16 protein-coding genes are annotated in these 15,406 nt (G+C 65.0%); 2 read left to right on the forward strand and 14 right to left on the reverse strand.

Annotation, left to right across the window (positions count from 1 at the left end; genetic code table 11):
- Window positions 1-6 precede the first annotated feature (6 nt).
- Genes QFZ69_RS23035 through QFZ69_RS23080 form a run of 10 tightly spaced genes read right to left on the reverse strand, consistent with a single transcriptional unit; the run spans window position 7 to window position 10,932 of the window.
- Window positions 7-1,767 (reverse strand): type IV secretory system conjugative DNA transfer family protein, encoded by a 1,761-nt coding sequence (locus QFZ69_RS23035; protein ID WP_307000741.1) that lies wholly within the window; start codon window positions 1,765-1,767, stop codon window positions 7-9.
- The gene (locus QFZ69_RS23040; protein ID WP_307000743.1) at window positions 1,764-3,353 is read right to left on the reverse strand and encodes a helicase HerA domain-containing protein; all 1,590 of its coding nucleotides are present in this window, start codon (window positions 3,351-3,353) and stop codon (window positions 1,764-1,766) included. Before QFZ69_RS23040 ends, QFZ69_RS23035 begins: the two co-directional genes overlap by 4 nt.
- Complete coding sequence (locus tag QFZ69_RS23045; protein ID WP_307000745.1) at window positions 3,353-4,861, reverse strand: SCO6880 family protein; 1,509 nt, start codon at window positions 4,859-4,861, stop codon at window positions 3,353-3,355. Before QFZ69_RS23045 ends, QFZ69_RS23040 begins: the two co-directional genes overlap by 1 nt.
- On the reverse strand, window positions 4,848-6,158 hold the full coding sequence (locus tag QFZ69_RS23050; RefSeq protein WP_307000748.1) for a hypothetical protein: 1,311 nt from the start codon (window positions 6,156-6,158) through the stop codon (window positions 4,848-4,850). Before QFZ69_RS23050 ends, QFZ69_RS23045 begins: the two co-directional genes overlap by 14 nt.
- A gap of 1 nt (window position 6,159) precedes the next feature.
- Window positions 6,160-6,915, reverse strand: coding sequence for a hypothetical protein (locus tag QFZ69_RS23055; protein WP_307000749.1), 756 nt, complete (start codon window positions 6,913-6,915; stop codon window positions 6,160-6,162).
- Between the two features lie 26 nt (window positions 6,916-6,941).
- Entirely contained in the window at window positions 6,942-7,211 is a 270-nt protein-coding gene (locus QFZ69_RS23060) for a hypothetical protein (protein ID WP_307000751.1), read from the reverse strand.
- 11 nt (window positions 7,212-7,222) lie between these two features.
- Entirely contained in the window at window positions 7,223-7,834 is a 612-nt protein-coding gene (locus tag QFZ69_RS23065) for a DUF6668 family protein (RefSeq protein WP_307000755.1), read from the reverse strand.
- 33 nt (window positions 7,835-7,867) lie between these two features.
- A complete protein-coding gene (locus QFZ69_RS23070) occupies window positions 7,868-9,304 on the reverse strand; it encodes a chromosome partitioning protein ParA (RefSeq protein ID WP_307000758.1) in 1,437 nt (478 codons plus the stop codon).
- A 39-nt stretch (window positions 9,305-9,343) separates the two neighbouring features.
- Window positions 9,344-9,859: a hypothetical protein gene (locus QFZ69_RS23075; RefSeq protein WP_307000760.1), complete on the reverse strand. Its 516-nt coding sequence runs from the start codon at window positions 9,857-9,859 to the stop codon at window positions 9,344-9,346.
- On the reverse strand, window positions 9,856-10,932 hold the full coding sequence (locus tag QFZ69_RS23080) for a CHAP domain-containing protein (protein ID WP_307000765.1): 1,077 nt from the start codon (window positions 10,930-10,932) through the stop codon (window positions 9,856-9,858). The genes QFZ69_RS23075 and QFZ69_RS23080 overlap by 4 nt, the downstream gene beginning before the upstream one ends.
- 101 nt (window positions 10,933-11,033) lie before the next feature.
- Between QFZ69_RS23080 and QFZ69_RS23085 the strand changes: the two genes are divergently transcribed.
- Window positions 11,034-11,348, forward strand: a complete 315-nt coding sequence (locus QFZ69_RS23085; RefSeq protein ID WP_307000768.1) for a helix-turn-helix transcriptional regulator — start codon at window positions 11,034-11,036, stop codon at window positions 11,346-11,348.
- 116 nt (window positions 11,349-11,464) lie between these two features.
- Here the strand turns inward: QFZ69_RS23085 and QFZ69_RS23090 are convergent, their stop codons facing one another.
- From QFZ69_RS23090 to QFZ69_RS23105, 4 genes are all read right to left on the reverse strand, one after another.
- Complete coding sequence (locus tag QFZ69_RS23090; RefSeq protein ID WP_307000770.1) at window positions 11,465-11,860, reverse strand: hypothetical protein; 396 nt, start codon at window positions 11,858-11,860, stop codon at window positions 11,465-11,467.
- Window positions 11,861-11,940: 80 nt separating this feature from the next.
- Window positions 11,941-12,522, reverse strand: a complete 582-nt coding sequence (locus QFZ69_RS23095; protein ID WP_307000773.1) for a S9 family peptidase — start codon at window positions 12,520-12,522, stop codon at window positions 11,941-11,943.
- A gap of 569 nt (window positions 12,523-13,091) precedes the next feature.
- On the reverse strand, window positions 13,092-14,078 hold the full coding sequence (locus tag QFZ69_RS23100; RefSeq protein WP_307000776.1) for a hypothetical protein: 987 nt from the start codon (window positions 14,076-14,078) through the stop codon (window positions 13,092-13,094).
- Window positions 14,078-14,581 (reverse strand): hypothetical protein, encoded by a 504-nt coding sequence (locus QFZ69_RS23105; protein ID WP_307000778.1) that lies wholly within the window; start codon window positions 14,579-14,581, stop codon window positions 14,078-14,080. Before QFZ69_RS23105 ends, QFZ69_RS23100 begins: the two co-directional genes overlap by 1 nt.
- Window positions 14,582-15,098: 517 nt before the next feature.
- Between QFZ69_RS23105 and QFZ69_RS23110 the strand changes: the two genes are divergently transcribed.
- Window positions 15,099-15,332, forward strand: a complete 234-nt coding sequence (locus QFZ69_RS23110; RefSeq protein ID WP_011689691.1) for a hypothetical protein — start codon at window positions 15,099-15,101, stop codon at window positions 15,330-15,332.
- Window positions 15,333-15,406: the final 74 nt, after the last annotated feature.

Raw genomic sequence — 15,406 nt, forward strand, 5'->3', positions numbered from 1 at the left:
GCCGTGTCACCGTCGGTCCAGGGGTTGTGCGCGGGAACGGCAACAGGCTCGCGATCGACCAACTCCTGGGTGGCGAGGGAGTCTTTGACTTTTTGGGCGTGGGGGGCCGTTCATCCAGGGGATGGTTTCGATCATGGTTGCCGGGGCTCCGGAGGCGAGCAGGATGGCTCGGAACCGGGGCAGTGCGGTCAGGTCGGCGACGGACAGGATCTCGTCTTTGTTCTCCTGGCGTGAGGAGGAGGACCCGTTCTTGCTGTGGCTGCGGGAGACGTTGATGTAGCTGTATTGGCCGATCAGGCGGGAGAGCTCGTCGAGGTAGCCGACTTCGGAAACACCGCCGCCGTAGATTTTCACGTTCGACGCGGACCAGAGCTTCCGCATGCCTTCCAGAGACCAGACTTCCACGCCCTGGGACCAGGACTGCAGGATGGTCATGAGGATAATCCCGCGGGAGCCGTAGTGGCTGTACTGGTCCGGCAGGGCCTTCCATCGGCAGACGTTCGCGGCCTCATCGAGGATCCCCAGCAGAGGTGTCGCGAGCCGTCCGCCGGGCTGGGAGGTGGCGTACTTCTCGGCCGCTTCGACGACGGCGACGGTCAGGGCGGTGACGAGGGGGCCGGCGGTGCCGACGCCTTCGCGGGAGAGGCTGTAGAGCGTGCCTTTGCCGCGCACGAACTCTTCGGGGACGAACTGCGGCCGCGGGTCGGTGGCCACCGTCATGTCCCGCAGCGGGGCCACCCATTGGCTGACCTCGCGGTCGGTCAGGCAGGAAACCATTTGCCGGGCGGTGCCATAAACACCGGCCCGCTGCTTCTCCGGTTCCCGGATGTGGCCCATCACCATGTCCGAGAGCAGGTCATACCCTGCGGTCCTCAGCAGTTCTGCGGGGGCCCCGTCGTGCGGGCGGGTCAACCACGTGTAGACCTGCGTGACCGGGGCCGAGTCGAGTGAGGCGGCGAGCAGGAAGGCTTTGAGCAGGTTCTGCCCTGCCGGGTCGAAGTAGGCATCCGGCTTGGTCCCGGGTTCCCGGGAGCCGTTGGCGAAGTGCTGGGCCAGGTTCCCGGCCGTCGCTTCGTTCTTCACATAGGACAGGGGGTTCCACCACCAGGAAGGGTCTTCTTCGGCGACGGCCTGCGGGTCAAAGACCCACACCTCACCGGCCTCGGAACGGATCGGACGGGTGACGTCCACGATGTCGCGCTTGTTCGACGTGGCGATCACTGCCCCCGGTGCGTCCAGGATTGCCGGGACGGCGTAGGAGGTGGTCTTCATCGTGCGGGGACCGGCGATGAGGATCAGCATGTCCTCCCAGGACGCCCACAGCGGGCGTTTCCCGGCGACGCTGCGGCCAAGCCGCACACCCGTGGAGTTCTCTACGCCAAGCCGCACGGCCGTGGCGGTGGCCCCTTTGGTGCCCAGGTGATCGAGGTCTTTGCCGCGGCCCATGTGGGCGGCGGCCTTATCCACGCGGGTGCGCTTGTGCGCCGTTCCGGAGCGGATCACCAACACGGTCACCGTCAGGGCAATCAATATTCCGAGGAGCACGCAGGCGACGATGGTGGACTGGACCGGCCAGGGCACCCGGCCCTTGACCAGCCCGGCCACAAGATCAATCGGGTGGGCCGGGGGCGCGGCAAGACCGGCCATCCAGGATCCGAGATGGGCCGCGACCCAGCTGCCGCCCCCAATGACGACAGCTGCGCCGATGGCCAGCCAGATCCCCAGCCCATCGCCGAGCCCTGTGCCTTTACGGGTCGGAGCACTCATGCCGCACCTTCTTCCCGCATCTTAGCTGGCACCTGCAATAGGGTTTCTGCCGGTGCACGCCAGCGCTTGTTGGTGTCATTCAGGGTCGCCTCGATGGAAGTGAGGCCGATCTGGACGGGGATCCCGGGGCGGCCGCCGACCTTGATCAGGAATTTCCCGCGTCCGGGGGGTTCGACGTCGCCGCCGCGGGAGTCCCAGGCGGGCGGGTCCTGCCAGGAGATGAGCTTCTGCTGTTCCTGCCGCGAGAGCGGAATCGCTGCGGTCAGCAGCGGCATCTCGGAGGCCGGGAGCCCGCCGCAGATAACCATGCCGGAGCGTTCGACGAAGCCGCGGGCTTTCATCCGGTCCTCTTCTGCCGGGAGCGCGAGCAGGTCGGACATGGTGTGGGAGATCATGACCTGCCCGACACCGACGGACCGGTTGAGCCGGGTCAGGGCGTCCACCCGGTCGACCATGCCCTTGCCGGCGCGCAGTGCCCGCCAGAGCTCGTCGAGGACGACGAAGTAGTTCCGGCGCGGTTCCAGTCCCGCGTCGGCGAGGGCGTTGGCGACGTTGACGGTGCCGAAGCCGTAGGACCAGCAGGCCAGCAGCACGGCGGCCTGCAGGTCCGTTTCGGTCTCATCGATGCTGGAGACGTCAAAGACCACGGCCCGGTCGCGCCGCATCGGGTTCGTGGTGTGCCGGGAGAAGACTTCCCCGAGTTTCCCGCCACCGGTCAGGCCAAGCAGGGTCGCTTCCAGCGCCCGGGTTTCCTGCAGGTAGACGGTCATATCCCCGCGGTCCAGCGCGACCTGGCGCAGCTCGTCCGGTGCGGCGATGATGACGTCGAGCAGGTCTTTCAGGACCGGAACACCGTCGAAGGATTCATCGAGGACGCGCAGGGCACGGTCCAAAATGGTCTGTTCCTGATCCGTGGGCGGGTTGTTCCGGCTGATCGTGATCAGGGAAACGACCATGTTCAGGCGCCGGCCGTGGGCGTCGGCCCGGACCCGGACGGCAGCTTCGTGGTGGCCGCGCTCCTCGAGGAGCTGGGCGACCTCAATGGCCTGTCCCGGATCGAGGATGTTCAGGTAGCCGCGGTCACGGCCGAGTTCGATGACCTGCCCGCCAATGGCGCTAATGGCGTCCACGTGTTCGCCCTTCAAATCCCCGAGCACGAGGGGATGGACGCCCTGGCCGGAAAGGCCCAGCACCATGCGCCGCACGAGCGTGGACTTCCCCAGACCGGGCTTGCCCAGGACGAACGCGGAGGGGTTGGAAATCAGGTGGGCGCGCTGGAACCAGCTGATCGGATCACAGCAGACAGTGGCCTGTGTTTCCTCGTGCCGGCCCAGCGGCACACCGATCATGGGCGAGGACGTGCCCGAGGAAAACGGCCACAGCCCGCAGACCTGCACCGTGGTCCCACGGTATTCACGCACCGCCGGGACCAGTGCGGCAGCCCCGCCCCCACGGCCGCCCCAGCCGCGGGATCCCGGGACACGCAACCGGGCCGGACGACCAGTGGCCACGCGGCGGTCACGGGCTTCGGATTCCACACCGTCAAGGAGCGAATTCTTCTTCTGCCGTCGAAAGAGCTTCTGCATTACAGGGCCTCCCTGATTTCGGTGGGCAGCAGGATGTGCCTGGGCAGCACGAGCCCGAGCGGCAGGGACGCGGCGAAGGCGGTGTCCTGCGAGCCGTAGGCCCGGCGCAGCAACACCCGGGCGGTACCTGAGGTCTGCTCGATCGCGGCCACCGCATCCGGAAGCCGGGTGGCGTCGGTGACAGTGGCAGTGATGACCATGCCGAAGTTCACGAGCCCGGCACCCTGGGCTTCCTCCTGGGCAGTTTGTGCGGCGGAGCGGGCATCGACCAGGGCCCGGGCGCTGGGCCGGTTCCCGGAGGTGGTGCGGACGTTGGCGTTGTTCTGATCCCGCTCGACCACGGCGGCGGCCCGGGCCGAATCCATCGGACGGTAGAGCAGGGAAACGCGCTTGCGGTCGATGTCCCCGTGCGGGGCCAGCAGCCGGGAAAGAACGGAGGAGTTCACCGATCCGCGGGGGGCGCCGGTCATGGTCCAGGAGGCAGAGAACGCGCCGTCGTGCCGGTAGTCATCCCAGCTTGCCTGCGTCGCGGAGGGGCCGACTTCGCCCCAGGTGAGGGCGACCGGGGATCCAGCGGCGTGGGCTTCATCAATGATCAATGCCGCGGGCGGGTCGTAGGCGGTCCGGACGACTTCGCAGAGTTCCTGTGCGGACATGGGCCGGGCGATGCCGGCGCCGGTGGCCTGCAGCCGGGCACCGAGTCCGGGGATCCGGGATGCCAGGTCGCGGGCGACATCTTCGGGTTCGCGCTTCCGGGATCCGCAGCGCAGCGCGGCGCTGAAGGTCAGGGACACCCAGGCCCGGACGGTGGCCGAGCCTTCCGGATAGGTGCGGACAACCTCGCGGAGGATCGCCTTGGCGGCCTCCGGGGCACCCGGGTGGATGTTCATTTCGACCTCGTTGCGCAACCGGTAACCGGAATCCGGGGCGGTCTCCACGGTCACGGCCGCGGCCTCCAACCCGGCTTCATCCCCGAGTCCGGCGATCCAGCCGCCCCAGTTCGCCACCCACGCGTCGACCTGTTCCGGATCCACCAGGGACGCACCGTCTGGTTCGGTGGAGAAGACCACGGTGAAGTGGTTCGTGGTGGGGACGTGAAGCATGGCGAACGGGCGGTTATAGGAGTCATTGAACTCGTACAGCCGGGACTTCGCGGCCAGGCCGGGGAGCTGGAACATGCCCCACCCGGTGACCCCGAGCGGGCCGGAACGGTAGAGGTTGGTCCCGCCGGAACGGGCGAGCCGGAAGTTCATCCGCGTCGCGAACCGGTCCACGGTGGACTGCCCGTGCTTGTCCTTGAGGCTCAGCAGCAGCACGAGCAGCCCGGCGACGGCAAGGACGCTCAGGCCCGGCAGCAGGCCAAGAAACGCGAAGGTGATGATGCCGGCCAACAGACCGCTCATCACGATGCCGGTGCCGATCGCGCCCAGGCTTCCCAGCCCTGCGGAGCGGGGAACGCGCCAGTTGCCGTAGGACGGTTCCTTGTATTCGGTATTAATTGCTGCCACTGGGGCCCTCCCCGGTTGAATCCTGCGCGGTCTGTTGTGCGGCCTGAGAGGCCTTGGACGCTGCTTGTGCTCCTGCGGCGACGGCGAGTCCGGCCGGGCCGGCGGCTTTCGCTGCTCCCGCCGCGGCCCCGGCACCGGCGGTGCCCGCGCCGGCTCCTGCGACTGAGCCGGCGGTGCCTGCCCCGGCGGTGCCTGCCCCGGCGGTGGCGGCGCTTCCGGTGGTGCCCTTGACGGGCGCCCCTCCGGGGCCCGTTGAGCCAGGGGTGGGTTTGCCGTTGCCGCCGTTACTGCCGCCTGTGCCCTTGCTGCCCTGTGCGCTGGCGCTCTGGCCGAGTTGGCTGCCCGGTGTGGGCGATGCGTTGCCGCGCCCACTCCCCGAGCGGCCCATCGAGACGGCACCGGTGGCAAGGGCTCCCACCGCCGCTCCTGCTCCCCCGCCGGAACCGGAAGCGACAGCTCCGACCATCGGGGTGACGAAGCGCATCAATGCCGGCAGCGCCAGCAGCGCGACAATCATGAGGGCGAACCCGGTAATGGATCCCAGCAGGACGTTGCCGCCCGAGGATCCCATGAGCTTGAAGGCCACGGCGTAGACGACGGCCGCGGCGGGCTTGTAGAGAATGAAGGCGATGGTCCAGCCCACGGCTTTCTGGAACCATTGGCGTCCCATCTCGGTGTTGGTGAACGCAGCCGTGGTCGGCAGGATGCCGGCGAGGATCACCAGCATGCCGCCGCGGACGATCATGAGGACGATCTGCACCAGCGAGGCAAGCAAACCCACCAGGCCCAGGATGATCAGAATGAAGACCCCGACGCCGGTCTGGTTCGTCATCACCAGGATGGCCATCGCGTGGGCGAAGCCCTTGCCGTCGGTTGCCCGGTCAATGATCGAGGCCGAGAACGCATCGGCAGCGATCACCAGAATGGAAATCACCGCCAGCCCGAGCCCGGACACCAACGTCAGGGTCAGCAGGGACCGGAGCAGGTCTTTCAACGGCGCCCCGCGCTGCTCCCAGATCATCCGGGTACCCCCAAGAATGACCGACAATACCGCCAAAGCCAGCGTCCAGTAGCCCAGTTCCGAATTGACGAACCCGACCACAGGAGTGGGGGTGAGCCCGTCCTGGGATGCGAGGTTGGCCGTGGGCATGGACACCCAGAAAGTGGAGAGCGTCGTCACCATCTGGCTCATGCCCTCCGTGATCGACTTGGCCAAATTGCCAATGGCGTCGTCGAGCATCCCGGAAACCGCATTGCCGCCCTGACAGATGACATCCAGGGGAACGCACTCGGCCATGTCAGACCCCGGCCCATGCGATAAAGCCGCTCATGTCGCTGAGCGGGGCAACCTCGTTTATGAGCTGTCCGGCATCGGAAACCTTGACTTTCCAATCCCCATCGAGCCACTGGAGCGGAAGAACTGCGTGAAACAATTTTCCGCCGGAGGTTTGAAAAGCCAGATCAACGTTGGCTTCGGTCGGCATGTACGACTTGAGCAGGAACCCTCGTACCTGAACGGTGTCACTTGAGCCGGTGGAAGGATCCAACGTCGTTGCTTGCTGTTTGGCTGCGTCACGCCCAGCACCGGGGGTCATGAGCTTGTCTGCCAGTTTGATATTCATTTGCTGTGACTTGGACGAGCCAAGGGCCACCAGGTTGACGGCAGAGTAGACGGCGCCGGTTGGCGAGTGAGCAAAGCAGGACCTGAATCCGCTGTCGTCCGTCAGCCCCGGCCCCAATGTCTTGGGGTCAGTGGGGGCTGCCATTTTGCCGACGAGTTCCCACTTGGACTTCGGTGCTGCGCCCAGAGCCGTCTCCGTGCTTGAGGGCAGCCCGCAAACACTCTTTCCCGCCGCGTCGGCTGACTTTGATGGCGCCGAGGAGGCACCGGCCGCTGATGAGGCCGGGGCGGGCTGGGCGGTGCTGTCTGCCTTGGGGAGGAAGAAGATCACGACGACGGCGGCGATTAGTGCGACGACCAGGGCGGCCGAGATGATGAATCCGGGCTTGGTGAACGGGCTGCGTTCGGTACTGCTTTGGGTGGATTCGCTCATGATGAACCTCTCCGGTAGTTGCGGGTTTAGACGAAGGCGCGGACGATGCCGGAGGCGCCGGTGATGATGATGCAGCCGGCCAGGACCCAGCCGAGTTTGCCAATGGACTCGCCGCCTTCGCCGCGGCGGAGCTGGATGACCATGCCGATGCCGACGATGATCACGCCCAGGACGCCGAGGACCAGTCCGATGCCGGAGGCCCAGTTCAGGACGGTCAGCAGGCCTTTGGCCTGTTCCGGGACAACGGGGGTCGGGGTCGGGATGACGCTTGCTGCAAGTGCGGAGAAGGAGTTCATGGTGAGACCTTTCAGTTGGTGGTGCTGAGTGTGTCGGTAGACAGGGCGGCTAAGTCAGTGATGAAGCGTTGGTACTCGCGGGCCGGCGGTGGGGACGTGGATTCCCCGTGTCGCCAGGCTTCTACCCAGGGCAGGGTCCAGAAGCGGGGGGCTCCCCCGCCGACGATGGCGGCGAAGTCCCGAAGTGCTTTGGGAGTCTTCCCCGGGGCGTCGGCCAGGACGGTGAGGCCGAGCAGATCAACCGCGGGTGCCGCGCCTGATGCCCACTGGGTGAGAGCGCTCCGGGCCGCTGTCAGTCCCCGCATGTCGGCGCGGCAGACCAGCAGCACCCGCGGCTTGCTGCCGTCCTGGAGGACGGGCCAGCAGTGATCGGTGATGCGTGCCCCGTCGATCAGATCAGCGGTGCGGCTTTCACCGGAACCCCCGTGGGCGCCGGTGACCCACAGCGCTGCAGAGCCAGCCACGGTGCGGCGGCCCAGCCTGTCTGCGGCGTCCGGTTCGACCATTCCCCTGAGCGGCGCGTTGATCACGGCCGCAGGGGGCGTGTGCGCTTCCGGCGCTGCGGTGTCCGCGCCTTCGGCCGCGGCCGGGCGGGTGATCCAGGGGTTCAGGGACTGTTGCATGGTTTCTTTTTTCGGTGTCCGGTAGTGGGTGGTTTAGAAGCCTGCGGCGACGGCGGCCGCGGCGGCCAGCCATGCCCGCTGGGTGGCGGGCTGGAGGGCTTCGTATCGGATGGGTCCGTTGACCAGGGCCGGATCGTAAGGAATCCGAACGACGGCCCGGACGAACGGGGCGAAGCCGTCAGCGATCCGCTGGGCCTCGTCCTTGGCCCGCTTCAGCGCCTCGCCGCTCATGCTGCGCTTGGCGTCGGTAGACTCCGAGACGATGACTACGGCATTGCGGGCCAGCTCCGCATCGTGGCCACCACGGGATTCCAGGGTCTGCAGCGTCAGTCTGGCGGCTTCGGCGCGGTCTTCGATTGCGGTGACGGGCACGACGAGCTGGTTGGTGTGGTCGATCATCCGGCGCCAGTTCGCGGCCCGGGCGGTGTTGCCGGAGTCCATGACCACGAGCCGGTAATAGCGGGTGAGCACCTGGTGGGCGATGTCGACTTCCTCGGCGGTGACTTCATGGTCGCCTTCTTCGTTTTCATCCGAGCGGAGGACGTCGAACTTGTCGGCGGTCTGGTGGTGGACGAACTTGGCGATTTCGGCCGCGTTCGTTGACGGGGAGAGCAGTTCGGTGGAGGCATCGATCAGGTCCAGGACGCTGCGGTCGTGGAAGCCTTTTTCGGTCCGCCATCCGAGGGTGCCCTGGGATTCGTTGTTGTCCCATGCGACCGTGGCCGCGCCGCTGTAACGGGCGAGGATGGCGGAGAGCATGACGACGGTGGGGGTCTTGTTGGCCCCGCCCTTGCGGTTGACCACGGCGATGGTCCGGGGACCGGGCCAGTGCTGGCTGACCGAGCGGATGTCTTCCCGTTCGGTAAGTTCTTCCGCCGAGGGATCCATCCGGAGCCCCAGTCGCGTCAGTGTTCCGCGCCATCCCCGGGTGGCAGGTTCCAGCACCGGGGCGCTGACCAGGAATGAGGTTTCCTTCAGGCTGCGCCGGGTCGGCGCGGCTTCCTCAACAACGGCAGCTGTCTGCGGTTCCGGGGTGGCCGTCGCGGGGGCGGGCGTCCACGGTCGGGCGTCCACCGGTGCTGCAGTGGCAGGAGCGGCCACGGGCTCCGATGCGGGTGCGGGGACGGCATCAATGACGGCCGGCGCTACGGTCGTGGGTGTGGTTTCGGGGGCTTCTGCCCGGCGGCGGGCCGGAGCGGGCTCGTAGGAGACGGATTCGATCTTGTTGTCCGGGTGGACGATGAGTTCGCCGTGTCCTTCGGGGTCCTCGATGCGGACCCGAACGGGGCGCTGGAGGGTCTGCGCTTCGCCCACGATGAGGGCCAGGGCGTTGTTGCGGAGTTCCTGCACGGAGTCTCCGGCAGGGACGATGCGGGAGTTGCCCGCGACGACGACCTCGGCGGTTCCGTTGTCCCGGACAATGGCGCGGATGTTGGGAAAGGCCATGACCTCGGTTTGTGTAGTGCCCATGAGCTTCTTCCTTACGTGTGTGGGATGGAGGTGCGGCGGTTAGGACGGGGGCGGGGTGAGCCGGTTGACCTTCCACGGGGCGTCCTTGCCCGTGCGGAGCAGCTGCACCGTGTAGGTCCCGGCGTTGGTGGGGACCGCTGCCATGACGCCGAAGCCGTTGGTTTCATCGACGCTCAGGGTTGCGGTCCCGGTAACGCGGGATGCGGGGATGTTGGCCGGGTCCACTGCCGAGTAGTCGGCGGTGGCCTGCGGGGTCAGCCACCGGGCCAGGTCATTGGCCCACTGCTTTTCCTCCACCGCGGGGCGGGCGAAGTCCGTCATGGCGTTCTCGGCGACCTCCACCGCGCGGTCCTTGCTGGCCTGATCCCAGGTGATGCCGATGGTGGCGGGGATCGTGCCGCCCGGTGCCTGGGGTCCGCTGTTGGCGCTCAGTGAGACCGGCGCGGACGCTGTTGGCTGGCTGGTTGATTCCGCCGGTGTCAGCGTCGTGTTCGCTATCGGTGCGCAGGACGCGCAGAGCAGCGCCACGGCGAGCAGGGTCAAGGGCTTCTTCACTTCTTCTCCTCTTGGGTGGGCAGGTACAGGAAAGCTGAGGGGACGGCGTTGGCCACTGTCCGGGTGTAGTAGCTGTGGTCCGCCGGGGCCGGGTTGCCGTTGTAGCCCTCTTCGACGTAGGTCCCGTTGTCCTTGACTTCTTTGACCACGGCGACGTGGCCGAAGCTCGGGTCCGCTCCCCCGGCGCCGGGCGCGTACCAGACAACGGCACCGACCCGGGGTGTGTTGCCGGCAGCCCAGCCCTTGGCATCCCAGCCGGCCTTCCAGGTCAGGGCCGAGCCGAGGCCCTTCCCGTCGGGACGGAACGTGCCGTTGAGGAACTTGAACGGTGCGCTGGTTGACCCCATCTGTTGGTTCACCCGCCACAGGGCGAAGTCCACGCACTCGCGGTAATACATGCCCAGCGGCGAAGTGCTGGCCGAGGTTGCGCCGACCTGCAACCAGGTCGGGGAGTTCTTCCACGGGTAGTCATCCCCCTCGCCGGATTGTCCCGGGATGGCGCAGTCGCTGCCTTGCAAGGAGAACTTTGAGTTCGAGAGGGCTTGGACGAGTTTGACGGCTTCGGGCCAGTACTTCTGGTAGTGGTAGGGATCGGCGTTGCGCTGGACCTTGTTACCGGCAATGGTCGGTTCCAACAGCTCCCAGCCGGCCACGGCCTGCAGGGCGTTGATGAAGTTCGTCGCGCTCGTGGTGGGGTCCATGCGGTCTGCGTAAGAGCCCCACGCGCCGTTGTCCCGCTGCTGGAACAACCCCCGCGAATCCGGACCGGCGCCGTCGCCGGTATCCAGCACCCGCAACCCCGACTCCCCCAGGGCCACCATCACGCTGATCATCTGCCCGTTGACAGACAAGTCCAGTGCCTTGCCTGCGCCAATGATGGCAGCGGCGTTCTTCAGCTGCTCCTGGGTGTAGCCCTCAACCTTGGTGTTGCCGTCGATGACGACGGAAGCGGCCGGGCCGCAGTCGGCCGCAGCAGGTGCCGGCCCGAAGAGCAGAACGATCGACAGGACCAAACCCAGAAAGAGCATCGGCACAATAACCGCAGTTCCGATCAGCAGTCCCGTCGGCTTCATGCGGGCCACAGACTTAAGCCGTTATAAACTCTATTGCTTAGTAATAGAGTGAGTCGGCAAAAGAGGCATTGGTTCGCCATTGCGTCAGGCAAGATGGATCCATGCCAAGCTTGATTCGACCAAAAATGCCGCCCGAAGTTGAGGTGGCGATCAGTCTTATGGGGAACCGTGCCCGGGTAAATATCCTGCGCCGCCTGTCGATGCTCGGCCCGTCGACCATTGGACGTCTGCAGGCTGCGGTGGATATCAGCCGACCAAGCCTGAACCGACACCTTGATTTTCTCGCCAAGGTGGGTTTGGTGCAGACCGACCCCCCGGCAGGTATGCGCCACGGCAAGGATGTCGTCTATATGGTTCACTCCGCTCGGGTCCGAGAGCTGACCCAGGAGTACACCAGCTACGTCCAAGGCATGTGACCGCGACTGTCCCGGGGCGGGCCGGCGGTATGCCGGTGCTCCGTGGGCGGGCGTACAACTTATCGCGGTGGGCACATGTCCACGATAGCAGGACCGAAACATGTTTCAAACATGATTCAGTCAGACTCGGGATCGTTGCTTTCGTAAGTGTCCACGTCGTCCAGGAGTGCGTTGATCGCCTCGAGGGTCTTAATGTCGATGTCCCCGAGAGTTCGGGCCGCGATGTTCTTCAACTTGTTCCGGCGCATCTTCTTCAGGAGCTGCAGCTCCCGCTCAATTCGTTCCGGAAGTTCACCGGATTCATCGGTCAGGTATGCCGGTTCCACTTTGAAGAATTTGGCCATCGCAACCAGGGCTTCTTTGGGGACAGTATCGGGTGACTCACCGGAGCGAATTCGCCACCAGCGCGTTCGAGAGAGCTCGTACCCGTTTTCGCGCACGCCTGCCTGGATGTCGGCGAACTCATAGGGTTCTCCGCCTTCGGCAACCACGACGTCCAGGAGGAGGTTCACCTTGCGAGCAAGGGTCTCCGCCCGCTCTAGCCGATCGCGGGGACTGTCACCGCCAACCATAACTTCAACCCCATCCAATTTCATTCGCTGTTTGCCGCAGCCTGTTCTCCGGCCGGGCCCGGCAGGAACCAATATTCGTACCAGCGGCGGACAGCTAGATTCCACCCTACCGGGTCGGAATTCCATTCTTGTGTGTGTCCGGAACAGTCGAACTCCACGAGTTCTATCCGGTCTTTGTGGGTTTGCGCGAAGCGAACGGAAGTTTCAAAGGGAACGGACCAGTCATTCCTGTTGTGGAGGATCAGGACCGGGATACTCACGGCGCCGTGGAATCTGGCCCGGTCAGCACCGCGCACCTCCAACGGCCCCTCGAGGCCGGCCAGTCTGCTGAATCCGCTGAGCGCCAGGAGCCGGGCTATGAGTGAGCCAAGGAGTTGTGGTCGGCGATGATGGCGGGCGTTGGCACGCAGCACGTCCTCCCAGACCAAAACCGGCGAGACCATAATGAGGCCCTTGATCATCTCCGCCAAGGATGACCGCTGCACGGTATTTAGAGCCATTGTTGCCCCGAGTGACCAGCCGAACACCACACATTCAGTTCCGCCGCGCTCCGCAACAAACCGAAGAGCTGCTTCTAGATCGCGCCATTCCGATTCGCCCAAATGGGATCTAGCGTCCCCCGAGCGTGGGCCTTCGCCGTCGTTCCGATAGGAGATGACCAATGAGCTGAGTCCCATACGCGATGCGCTCTCAACCCCACGCAGCGTCTGTGCCCTGGCACTTCCCTGCCCATGGACATGAATGGCCCAGCGGTCAGTTGCCCGGTCGATCATCCACGCAGGGGCTGGGCCGAGAGCTGTCTCGACAAAAGTCTCGAGCACGTCAGCTGCAACGGACGATGGATCGACCGATACGATGCCACTCCACCGTCCCCTGGACTCCAGGGACAGGCCCGCGGGCCGATGAAGGAGGCGCCGTGTGACTTTGCCGTCACGCGTGGATATGACCGAACCGATGACGGCCGGAGGGCCGCCTGCCGAGAGCTGTAGACCGAACTGCCCCGGCGCCAGCGTGTGTCTCGTGGCTGGGAGCTCGATCTCGTTATCGGAAATTGCTAGAGGGACGATGCCATAGCGGCGCCTATACGTCGCTGAAGTCGCCTGACGGGCTGCCCATGCCGCACCTGCAATGGCGCCCGCAGCACCCAGTAACCCGGCCCAGGCAACAGCCTTCAGCGAGGACGCCACGACAACCGCTCGAGGTGCTCGGAGGCGCTGGCCAATTTTCCGAGGCCTTCGACACCAATTCTGTCTCTTACTTCGGGATCCCGGGCCAGGGAGTCCTGGATCTCCACAATCATGCGGTGCAGCTCGCTGCGCCGGCGGTCCGGGCGTTTCGGAACCACACCAAGGTCCAGCGTCAGCCCGGCATTCCCGGCTACTGCCTGCCCCCAGACAGGTTCCAGGCCCGCAAGCACCGAGCTGGTTCGCGCCGTTTCGTACACGGCAGTGACTTTGCGGCTGGCGGGAGGCAACGCCATACCGGTGCAAAGAAAAAGGAACGTAGCCGAATTCAACACCGCATATATTCCGGAAAAGGCGGAGAGTGCCTCAACCATACCGAGCACGTGAAGTGCATCGAGTACGAGCACATTAACGACGAACAGAACGGCGAACAGACACCCCAAGCCAACGAGCGCGAACGCTGCGCTGTAGATTCCGGTGGTCCAAGCCTTCCGAAAGCGCACGCAGGTCCAGCCTGCGGCGGCCATAACCGCGCCTATGTAGAGATACTGCCCGGCCGAATACAGGCCCGCCGCCCACTGCCATCCGTAATCCCGCATGAACGACGTCGACGTAACAGGAGCATCGATCAGAATGAACAGAATGGTTGCCGATATCGCCGTGCCCACAAGTCCTGCTTTAGCCGACACGTCGTACGAGGATCGCCTGCCGTAGGATGCCGGTTGTGCAGCCCGATGAATGGCCCGGGCGAGAAAATAGACGCCCGCCAGCAGGAGAAGGTTTGCTCCCAGGTCCACATAGTTCCCCCCGCCGACCCAGCCGTCTGCTCGCAGGTATACAGGGTTAATATTGAGGACCATGGACACGGAAATCAGCACCGATGCCCATAGGATGCTGGTGTCTTTACCTTGGCCGCGTGACGCGATGACGATGAGCGTCAGGCTGACCATCAGCCCCGCTGCGATGATCTCCATTAGCCGAAGACGTCCTCGAAGGCGCCCGGTTCACCAGGCCCCGCCCTCAACGCCTCAGCCATGAGATCAGCAAGGTACTCGGCCGTGGCCTCTTCTAAGGTCCGGAACTCGGTCCGCATGAGGGCCCTCCGCACGATCTCCGGAGACAGGCCACGAAAGCCGCTCTTTAAGACGGTACCCGCACCGGGTGTTGTGTCGTGGCCCAGGACCATGTGAGCAAGTTCGTGAAGAATGAACTGCTGACGCTGCAGCTCCCAGGGCGTCGGTGGATGAAACACCCACTCGATCTTCGCCCCCGGCAGCCACAGACCACAGACGGATGTGCCGACCAACTTCTCGGTGGCACGAATCCGGATCCGCTTGCCGCGGATGTCTTCGATGACGCCCAGAAGCAGACTCAGAGTCAGGCCGCCTGGCAGTTCCAATGCTGCGAATGCACCGGATGCATCGCGGAAAGCCTGTTCAGACGTAGTTACAGACAGGGAACGCAGAGCTTGCGTCACAACAACATGACCCTTCAATAGCTTTAACGGGGATAGGCTGGGTTGAAACATGTTTCAAACATGTTCTAGGCTGGTTCAAGGTTCAGCATATCCCGGGCAGAACGGGCCCAACCATATCAAGAGGGACTCCGAAGTGCTTGTCATCGTCAGGGAAAAGGAGGGCCGTCCGTGGCCGTCCGTGAGATGCTCACACCCCCTGGCGCGTCCGAATGAAGCAGTTCCGACGGCAATCTTTCGGTTCGGCGGGGCCGCCGAAGGAACTACTCAGGTCGGCGCGGTGGGCTGCAGGGCCGCCGGGGAGGAAGGGTTTCAGCCCGGGTGGTCAGGGCGCGAGATAAGTGCGGCACGACACGCGGGGCCGTTTTCTGTAAACAAATCCCCGGATGCCACTGGAGGCAGTGCTATTTTCGACTCAGTCGATAGCTGTAAACAGAAACCTTACGGTCATCGACTGCGAGTAGCACCAGCGATGAAGCAGCCACAACCGCAGGTTGTGCGAGATTCAAAGGACATGACCATGAGCGCAGTAATCAATCGTGGAGGCGGACGGCCCAGCAAGGGCCTCCGCAAATACATTGGCTTCCGCACGCAGGCCAAGACCGCGGAGGACGTTCAAATGATCGCTGCCGCAAAAGGCATGACTGTCACTGACTACGTTTCCTCCGCCGTCGACCGGTCGCTGCGCGAAGACCTGGCATTGCTGGATCATTTCGCGCACCAGGAGGAACTGCCCATCCGCATAGCCTCATAAACAGAAGAAGGCCCGCACGAGGCGGGCCTTCGAAGCTGAAGATTGACGATCCGGGAAGCTTGCCGGCGAACAGA

It is taken from the genome of Arthrobacter sp. V1I7, from assembly GCF_030817015.1.
Classification (GTDB): domain Bacteria; phylum Actinomycetota; class Actinomycetes; order Actinomycetales; family Micrococcaceae; genus Arthrobacter.